This window comes from Thermodesulfitimonas sp. (assembly GCF_052743955.1).
Genome location: NZ_JBRAIN010000109.1, coordinates 1 through 5,137 on the forward strand (window position 1 = coordinate 1; position 5,137 = coordinate 5,137).

The 5,137-nt window shown below is 63.7% G+C and carries 5 protein-coding genes; all 5 read right to left on the minus strand.

Annotated elements, in window-relative coordinates:
• Positions 1–50: 50 nt before the first annotated feature.
• Positions 51–812, minus strand: coding sequence for a prolipoprotein diacylglyceryl transferase (gene lgt, locus ACUVTA_RS08395; protein WP_445952500.1), 762 nt, complete (start codon positions 810–812; stop codon positions 51–53).
• 12 nt (positions 813–824) lie between these two features.
• Complete coding sequence (locus ACUVTA_RS08400; protein WP_445952496.1) at positions 825–1,316, minus strand: MogA/MoaB family molybdenum cofactor biosynthesis protein; 492 nt, start codon at positions 1,314–1,316, stop codon at positions 825–827.
• Between the two features lie 37 nt (positions 1,317–1,353).
• Positions 1,354–1,833, minus strand: coding sequence for a cyclic pyranopterin monophosphate synthase MoaC (gene moaC, locus ACUVTA_RS08405; protein WP_445952497.1), 480 nt, complete (start codon positions 1,831–1,833; stop codon positions 1,354–1,356).
• Between the two features lie 66 nt (positions 1,834–1,899).
• Positions 1,900–3,825 carry a molybdopterin biosynthesis protein gene (locus ACUVTA_RS08410; protein ID WP_445952498.1) on the minus strand — a complete coding sequence of 642 codons (1,926 nt, stop codon included), beginning with the start codon at positions 3,823–3,825 and terminating at the stop codon, positions 1,900–1,902.
• An 11-nt stretch (positions 3,826–3,836) separates the two neighbouring features.
• Positions 3,837–5,045, minus strand: a complete 1,209-nt coding sequence (locus ACUVTA_RS08415) for a molybdopterin molybdotransferase MoeA (RefSeq protein WP_445952499.1) — start codon at positions 5,043–5,045, stop codon at positions 3,837–3,839.
• Between the last annotated feature and the right edge of the window lie 92 nt (positions 5,046–5,137).

Consider the following 5,137-nt stretch of genomic DNA (forward strand, 5'->3'; position numbering starts at 1 on the left):
CGGCACGAACCGCCTGAAGGAATCCCCGGGCCAAAGCCCTGGGGAGGAAGTCAAGGCCGTGTATCGCGCCACTTAACTGCCAGGACCACCAAAGCCGCGCCGGCCACTAACAGGCTGAAGACCTGGCCGAGGGTAAGGTAGGCACCCGCCGGCGGCGAGACGCGGAAGAAATCAATGAAAAAGCGATAAGCACTATAAAAAATTAGGTAGAGAATAGCTAACTGCCCCGCAAAACGCTGGCGCCGGCGGAAATAGAGGAGCGCGCCGAAAATCAGCGCCCCGATAAGCACAGCGTAAAGCTGGGTCGGGTGGCGGGGCACGCCGTCAAAGGGGAAGGCCACCGCCCAGGGAACCGTAGTCGGTTTCCCGTAACAGCAGCCGTTCAAAAAACAGCCGATGCGGGCAAAGGGGTAGCCCGCCGCCGCCCCAAAAGCCGCTATGTCGGCTACATCGCCAAAGCGCAAGCCCTTTTTTCGGCCGTAAAGCCACGCTAAGGGAACCGCCACGATTACCGCGCCGTAGAAGGAGAGGCCGCCATCCCAAATACGAAAAATTTCCTGGGGACGCGCCGCAAAGTAGGGCCACTCAATCAACACATAGGCAATGCGGCTCCCAATTATGCCACCAACAACGAGGAGTATGGTCAGGTTAAAGACGAAGTCCGGGTCGATCCCCCGCCGCTTCGCCTCCCGCTCCCCGGCTAGCAGTCCCACTAAAACGGCCACGGCCAGCACTACGCCGTAGCTGTGCACCGCAAAATTACCGATCTGAAAGAGAACCGGCCAAATTTTTTTCTGCCTCCTTCGCCAAATTCGTTTGCCCGCTCATTCTTTACGCGCGCACTCCTGCTCCCGACCCGTCAGCACCCCCAGCGCGTGGCCGAGAACCGGCAAAATCACCCCGAGGCACTCCCGGACCGCCTGCGGGCTCCCCGGGAGATTCACGATCAGCGTCTTCCCCCTGATGCCGGCCACGGCCCGGCTCAAAATGGCGCGGGGGGTAATCTTGAAGGTCTCCCACCGCATCGCCTCGGCAAGCCCCGGTACCTCCCGTTCAATCACGGCCAGGGTCGCTTCCGGTGTATTGTCACGGGGGCCCAGCCCCGTACCGCCCGTGGTTAAAACCAGGTCCACGCCTGCCGTAACGAAGTTGAGGAGCGCGCCTGTGATCGCTGCCAGGTCGTCACTCACAATTCGGATCTCGTCTACCTGCCAGCCTTGGCCCGCCACCAGTTCCTTCACTGCCTGCCCGCTTAAGTCTTCCCGTTCACCCCGGGCACCTTTATCGCTCACCGTTAGCACCGCAACCCGGAACAAGGCGATCCCTCCTTTTTAAACCTTAAAAAGTCCGCTGCTACGCACCGCCGCGCCGGTAAACCCCGCTCTTCCCGCCCGCCTTATACTCCAGGCTGATCTCCTGAATCACCGCTTCCCGGTCGACCGCCTTGACCATATCGTATAAAGTCAGCGCAGCCACCGCAACCGCCGTCAGCGCCTCCATCTCCGCGCCGGTCCGGTCCACCACCTTCACCCGGGCCGTTATCTCCACCCGGCTTGCCGCCTCGTTCAACATGAAATCTACCGCCACGCTTGTAAGCCGCACCGGGTGACAGAGCGGCACCAACCGCGGCGTTTCCTTGGCCGCCATAATTCCTGCCACCCGCGCGACCGCTAGCACATCCCCCTTTGGCACCTCTCCCGCCGCAATCAGGCGCAGTGTTTCGGGCCGCACCCGCACCGCCCCGAAAGCCGCCGCCTCCCGCAAGGTCTCCAGTTTCTCCTCTACCGCTACCATCCGTGCCCGTCCGGCAGCATCGAGATGCGTGAGCTCCACGCACAATCCCTCCCGTCAAAGTATGCTTTCCCGAAGCCAAGGCCCCCGCCGCAAGAGCCGGACGTTTTACTCCTGAACGTAAAGCACCCGCCCGCAGTCGCGCAGGTCGTAGCCCCCGCGGGCGAGCACCGCCGCCCGGAACTCCGGGTCCCCGAGCACTGCGCGCAGCCGCTCTCCCACCTTGCTCTCCCAGTGCTCCTTTAAGACACAAAGGTCGTAACGCTCCTCTACCACCGGTACGAAGTCGAGCCCGAGCGCTACCGCCGCCGCCCTGATACCCAGGCCCACGTCGGCGGTGCCGCCCGCTACCGCCGCCGCGACTGCCATGTGGGTGTACTCCTCCCGCTGGTGACCCGTGATCCGTTGGGGGTCAAGCCCCAGCCGGCGCAGGTGAAAATCAAGGAGCACTCGCGTGCCTGCGCCGCGCTGCCGGTTCACAAAACAGACCTCCTCGCGGAGCAGGTCAGGGAAGTCCCTGATCCCCTTCGGGTTCCCCGGCGCGACAATGAACCCCTGCTCCCGGTAGGAAATATTTACCAGCACCACGGGCACGCCCGCGAGATAACGCTTAACATATGGGACGTTATACTCCCCCGTTTCCTCATCCAAAAGGTGGGTTCCCGCCGCGTGCGCCTCACCCCGCTTGACCGCCAGCAGGCCCCCGAGACTCCCCACGTGAGCGGAGGAGAGAGTCGCCTCCGGGAACTTCAGGCGCAGAAAGTTGGCGATGATGTCCAGCGCCAGATCGTGGCTGCCGATAATAACAATTGTCTCCTCAATTTCCCGCCGGGTGCGCAAAAGCTCCACCGTTACCACGCTGCCGGCTTCGAATCCTTCCGCGAAGCGCGGCACCCGCAAGATCCCGTCTGCCTGGACGAGGGTCATTAAGCGGCCAGCCCCCCGCCCGAGCGGCGTAGCGATGATTTTTCCCCCAGCGCGCCCAAGCTTCACCCGGACAAACTCTTCCACCCCCGCAGAAGAGACCACCCGCCGGGAAAGAGTTGCTGCCACTTTCTCCCGGTCCGGAACCACCCGCCCCTGTTTGGCGAAGATGACTGGTCGGGCAAAAAGTTCAGCGTTCAGAACCGTCGAAACCGGGTAGCCCGGCAGTCCGATAAAAGGCTTTCCCGCAACAGCCCCGAGGACGACCGGCTTGCCCGGCTTGATGGCCACCCCGTGCGCAAAAAGGGTCCCGCACGCGCGCACAACAGCAGCGGTGAAGTCCTCCCGTCCTGCCGAAGCCCCGGCGATGGTCAAAACCACGTCACATTCCGCCGCCGCCCGGCAGACCGCTTCTTTCAGGGCGGCGAAATCATCCGGAATGATCGCGTAGCGTACGGGAACCCCACCCCACTCCCGCACCATTGCCGCCAGCATCGGGCTGTTAAAATCGACAATGTCGCCGGGCTTAAGCGCCGTTCCCGGAGCCACCACCTCTGTGCCGGTAGGAATGAGTGCTACCCGGGGCTGCGGGTGAACCACCACCGTGGTAACCCCACCCGCCAGCAGCGCCCCCACATCCACCGGCCGGATGGCGTGGTTCGCCGGAAGCAGCATCTCCGTCGCCACCACGTCTTCCCCCATGACCCGGACATTCTGGTAAGGGAAAACTGCCGCCGTAATCTCGATCACGTCCGGCGCCACCATATGGGTATCCTCCACCATGATCACCGCATCGCACCCTTCCGGCAGCACGTCGCCCGTATCGACGGGGAGCGCCTCTTCACCCACTCGCAAACGCAGCGGCCGCTGCTCGGTTGCCCCGAAAGTCCGCCGGGCCTGCACCGCGTACCCATCCATAGCCGCGGCGTGGAAATGGGGGTGCGAGACCGCCGCGAAAATAGGGCTCGCCGTCACCCGGCCGCAGGACGCCTCCACGGGAACACTCTCTGCTGGCCCCGACGCCAAGGCTCCCAGTGCCCGCAGGAATTCCCAATATCCGGCCAGTGCTTCCTCCAGTGGTTTTTCCTCAAGAAATATTTCGCGCTTCATCCGCCCCTCCCTCAAAGCAAGAAAAAGTCCACCATCTCGCCCGCCTCGGCCCCAGCAACATCGAGTGACAGCCGGATGAGTCCGTCCGCTTCGCTCAAAGTGGCAATAAGGCCTGATTTCCCCAGAATCGGCTCGGCGACCAGGACCCCATCTTGAACCACCAGGCGCGCGCGGAAATAATCTTCCCGCCCCGGCGCGGAGCGGAGCGAGCGACCCAGCTGCGCCCTGAGCAGCACACGATCTAGCCTCTCCGGCTCTAAAAGCGGCCGGACCAGGAACTCAAAGACCACCAGGGCCGAAACCGGGTGGCCCGGCAGGCCTACCACCAACTTTCCATTCACTACAGCGCCCACCGTGGGTTTACCGGGTTTCACCGCCAGCCCGTGGAAGAGCACTTCCGCCCCCGGAAGCGCCGCAATGGCCCGCAGCGTCAGGTCCCGAGCACCAACCGAGCTTCCCCCGGTAAGCAGCACCATCTCGGCCGCCGCCAACGCCTTTGCTAAGACTTCCTGCAACGCGTTCAACTCGTCCCGCACCACGCCGAAAACCAACGGTACACCACCGGCCGCGCGAACTGCACTAGCCAGCGCCGGCGTATTCACGTCCCGCACCTGCCCCGGCGCAGGCGTCGCCTCAACCCCCACGATTTCGTCGCCCGTGCCGACAATCCCGACAACAGGTCGTTTTGCGACTGACACCCGCGCCACCCCGCAAGCGGCAAGGAGCCCGATATCTTGCGGCCGCAACCTCCTGCCCGCCGGCAAAATTACCGCGCCCGCCCGGACGTCATCCCCCCGCCGGACCACGTTCTCCTCTGGCGCCACGGGGCGAAGGACCGCAACCACATCCGGGCTAACTTCCTCCGTATGTTCTACCATCACGACAGCATCGGCCCCCTCCGGCAGCATCCCGCCCGTCGGGATCCGCCAGGCCTCGCCCGGCCCAACCCGTCCGCCAGGAGCCTGGCCCATCAACACTTCGCCGGTTACCCGGAGATAGGCAGGCAGCCCCTCCGAGGCCCCAAAAGTATCTGCAGCCCGAACCGCGAAGCCATCCATTGTTGCCCGGTCAAAGCCCGGCACGTCTTCCCGTGCCCGTGCCGACACGGTCAGCACCCGCCCGAGCGCCTCCGCCAGCGGGACCTCTTCGCAAGGCAGGGGGAGGAAGCGCTCCGCCAGCTTTTGCCGCGCCGCCGTAAGTGTAAGCGTGGTGAAGAGCAATTTTCCGCCTCCCGGTAAAAACCCGAAAAAATCATAGCATGATTCCACTGCTGAAAGTACGCCGTATCTCCTATTCTCCCCGAGTTTTTCGG

Bases quoted from the DNA above. Each gene is read 5' to 3' on its own strand.
- ACUVTA_RS08410 (WP_445952498.1), bottom strand. From the start codon at position 3,825: ATGAAGCGCGAAATATTTCTTGAGGAAAAACCACTGGAGGAAGCACTG.